2 protein-coding genes are annotated in these 3,838 nt (G+C 39.0%); both read left to right on the forward strand.

What is annotated here, in order from left to right; translation table 11 throughout:
* Nucleotides 1-82 precede the first annotated feature (82 nt).
* Nucleotides 83-1,498, forward strand: coding sequence for a sodium:alanine symporter family protein (locus AABI99_RS17625; RefSeq protein WP_338367426.1), 1,416 nt, complete (start codon nt 83-85; stop codon nt 1,496-1,498).
* 184 nt (nt 1,499-1,682) lie between these two features.
* Entirely contained in the window at nt 1,683-3,278 is a 1,596-nt protein-coding gene (locus tag AABI99_RS17630; RefSeq protein WP_338367427.1) for a BCCT family transporter, read from the forward strand.
* Nucleotides 3,279-3,838: the final 560 nt, after the last annotated feature.

A 3,838-nucleotide genomic window follows, 5' to 3' on the forward strand; every position in this document is an offset into this window, starting at 1 on the left:
TTTTTGCTTTTAAAACTAAACTCTTTTGATTTGTTATGGTAAGTTGCCAGCACTTTTTAACTCATGTACTTAGGTCGTATTCATGACAGATATAATAAATAGTATAAGTGGCTTACTTTGGGGCCAAGTTCTCGTCTACCTATTAATAGCAGCAGGTGTCTTTTTTACTATTCGATTAGGCTTTATTCAATTTGTACAGTTTCCACATATGTTTAAAGTTATGTTTGGCTCGCGCAAATGTGGTGGTGATGAGATTTCATCTTTTCAAGCTTTTTGTACTTCTTTAGCGGCGCGTGTTGGAACCGGTAATATGGCCGGTGTTGCAGTGGCACTTTATTTAGGTGGTCCTGGTGCTATATTTTGGATGTGGTTGATTGCTTTGATAGGTATGGCGACCAGTTTTGCAGAGAGTACATTAGCACAAGCTTACAAAACTAAAGATGCTGATGGTAATTTTAGAGGGGGACCTGCCTATTACATGGAGCGCGGTTTAGGTAAGCGCTGGATGGGTGTGCTATTTTCGCTGTGTTTGATTTTAGCTTTTGGCCTAGTATTTAACGCTGTACAGTCAAACTCTATTGCTGCCGCTTTTGAAGTAGCGTTTGATGTACCTAAATATATAGTAGGTATTGCACTTGTCATTGGCTCAGGAATTATTATTTTTGGTGGATTAAAAACAATATCACGTTTTGCCGAAATGGTTGTTCCATTTATGGCGCTAGCCTATTTATTAGTAGCTATTTATGTATGTGTGGTTAATTTTACTGCATTACCTGATGTTATTGTACTTATTGTTAAGAGCGCATTAGGTTTAGAGCAGGCTGGCGCTGGTGCAATTGGTTATGGTGTAACACAAGCCATGATCCAAGGCATAAAACGTGGTTTATTTTCAAATGAAGCGGGCATGGGGAGTGCAGCTAATGCCGCTGCTACAGCTACGCCTTATCCACCACATCCAGCTTCACAAGGATATGTTCAGATGTTGGGTGTATTTATAGATACTATTGTTATCTGTACAGCAACGGCGTCATTAATTTTACTATCTAACCAACTTGTACCTGAATCTGGCGTACTTGGAATTGAATTAACCCAAGCTGCATTACAAGAACATATTGGTGCCGGTGGTACTTACTTTATTGCTATTGCTATTTTATTTTTTGCTTTTACCTCTATTGTTGCGAACTACTCTTATGCCGAAACAAACTTAATGTTTTTAGAACATAACTCTAAAAAAGGCATGTTTATATTTAGGTTGCTTGTGCTGGCTATGGTTATGTTCGGCGCTATTGGCGAACTCGGTATTATTTGGACACTTGCTGATATCTCTATGGGTTTAATGGCGATTGTAAATGTAATAGCACTGTTTATGCTTTCAGGTGTGGTTGTGTGGTTATCTAAAGATTACAACTCGCAAAATAAACAAGGTATTTTACCTACCTTTGATAAGGACAAGCACCCTAAGCTTGCTAAAGAAGTCGACCCTAACGCGTGGAAGTAAAGCAAATTCAATAAGCATTAAGCGAGCATTAGCTCGCTTTTTTTTTACCTTTTAAAGACAATAAATATTTATTATTGTATTTCAGATATCTATACCATAATTAAATAACAATAATAGACGTTTTTTGCTTTCACTTACGTACAACATTACCGAAGTTCGTTATCTATAAAATAAAGGAGTCATGATGGATGACCAATTGAACAAATATAGTATTGATACCACCGATTATCAGGTTGGCCAAGACAACATTCAAAAATGGGGGTTTGATGTACATAACCCTGTGTTTGGGATCAGCTCATTTTTAGTTATATTATTTGTTGCCCTTACCTTATTGCTTGATCCTGAAATTGTCAGAGAAGCACTTACCTCAACTAAAGATGCCATTATCAATAAATTTGATAGCTATTTCATGTTGATTGCTAATGGTTTCGTATTGTTTTGCTTCGTACTAGCGCTCTCCCCGCTTGGTAAAATTCGCCTAGGCGGAGTAGATGCAAAACCTGAGCATGGTTATTTATCATGGTTGGCAATGCTATTTGCTGCAGGTATGGGTATAGGTTTACTATTTTGGGGAGTCGCAGAGCCTGCTGCATATTTTACAGATTGGTATTTAATGCCAATGAATGCTGAGCCTAATACTCCTGAAGCGCATTCTTTAGCTATGGGCGCGACTATGTATCATTGGGGATTACATGGCTGGGCCATTTACGCCATTGTAGCATTAAGCTTGGCCTTTTTTGCTTACAATAAAGGTTTACCGCTATCTATACGTTCGGTTTTTTACCCCTTATTTGGTGATCGCGCTTGGGGCTGGCTTGGTCATATTATAGATATACTTGCTGTACTCTCAACCCTCTTTGGTTTAGCTACATCTCTTGGTTTGGGTGCGCAACAAGCAACAAGCGGTATAAACTATTTAATTGGTACTGACTATGGCACTGCTTTTCAAATCACTGTTATTGCTCTTGTGACCTGTATTGCCATTGTTTCTGTTATCAAAGGCATTGAAGGCGGTGTAAAAGTACTGAGTAACATCAACCTTATATGTGCATTTATCCTACTAGTTGCCATTATCTGGCTTACATTTAGTGATTCAATAACGGCTATTTGGTTCACCTTTGGTGCATACGTTGAGCACATGCTCCCGCTTAGCAATCCGTTTGGCCGTGAGGATGAGGATTGGATGCATGCGTGGACGGTATTTTACTGGGCTTGGTGGATATCATGGTCACCGTTTGTCGGTATGTTTATTGCCCGCGTGTCTAGAGGGCGAACTGTACGAGAGTTTTTATTAGTTGTAATTGGCTTACCAACACTGTTGAGCTTAGTTTGGATGGGGGTGTTTGGTAATTTAGCTATTTCACAAATTATTGAACAAGTTGGTCCTCTCGGACAAAATGGTTTAACCGACATATCTGTGACATTATTTCAAGTTTATGAGCAGCTCCCACTAAGTAGCTTTATTAGTGTTATTTCAATTGTGCTTGTTTTAGTGTTTTTTATTACTTCTTCTGATTCTGGGTCGCTGGTAATAGATGGTATAACCGCGGGCGGTAAGATTGATGCGCCGGTACCACAACGTATATTCTGGGCATCTATAGAGGGAGCCATAGCCGCAGTATTACTGTGGGTAGGAGGTTCACAGGCCCTGCAGGCTTTACAATCAGGCGTGGTAACAACAGCCTTGCCGTTCTCGATTGTATTGATTTTGATGTGTGTGGCACTTATTCAAGGCTTAATGAGCGAATACCCTATTTATAGAGCACAAACGAAGTCATAGTACTCTTGAGTTAAGCAAAGCGGCCTTGTGTCGCTTTGCTTTCTACTTTATTTCCTTACCTACACTTTAGCTAATACGTTAACGCACGTATTTAATCATCAAACCGTTTAGCTTTGGCAATGCACCTTTGTAGCACGTTGTTTTAAATAAATAGAGCGCGCATATAAGCGCATAACATCCAAGTGCTAGTTGCACCTCTAGCGGTCAAGTTTATATCATTAGGTAGTCGCGCATTTATGCAAAATTGCCTTTATAAACTGAATTGGATCTAAACAGCAGCAAAGGGGTATAGGGGAAGTTATGTAGGTTTAATTAACTAATGCTAACGTAAGCAATACGTACGTTTTGCTTTAAGCACGATTGTTTGCCTCAAATTTGCCACTTAATTAAGCCAATTGCTATTAACCTTTAAAAAATAGCCATAAAGATGAACAAAGTGGTTGTTATATAAAAATTGAGTATTTATTTAAATGTAGGATATTAATTTACTAAAAAGACTTTAGCAAAAGTGGTGCCCGAGGCCGGACTTGAACCGGCACGACTTGTTAGTCGAGGGATTT

The organism is uncultured Pseudoalteromonas sp. (assembly GCF_963922945.1).
Taxonomy (GTDB): Bacteria; Pseudomonadota; Gammaproteobacteria; order Enterobacterales; family Alteromonadaceae; genus Pseudoalteromonas.

Coding starts and splice junctions, on each gene's coding strand:
- AABI99_RS17630 (WP_338367427.1), top strand. CDS start 1,683: ATGGATGACCAATTGAACAAATATAGTATTGATACCACCGATTATCAG.
- AABI99_RS17625 (WP_338367426.1), top strand. CDS start 83: ATGACAGATATAATAAATAGTATAAGTGGCTTACTTTGGGGCCAAGTT.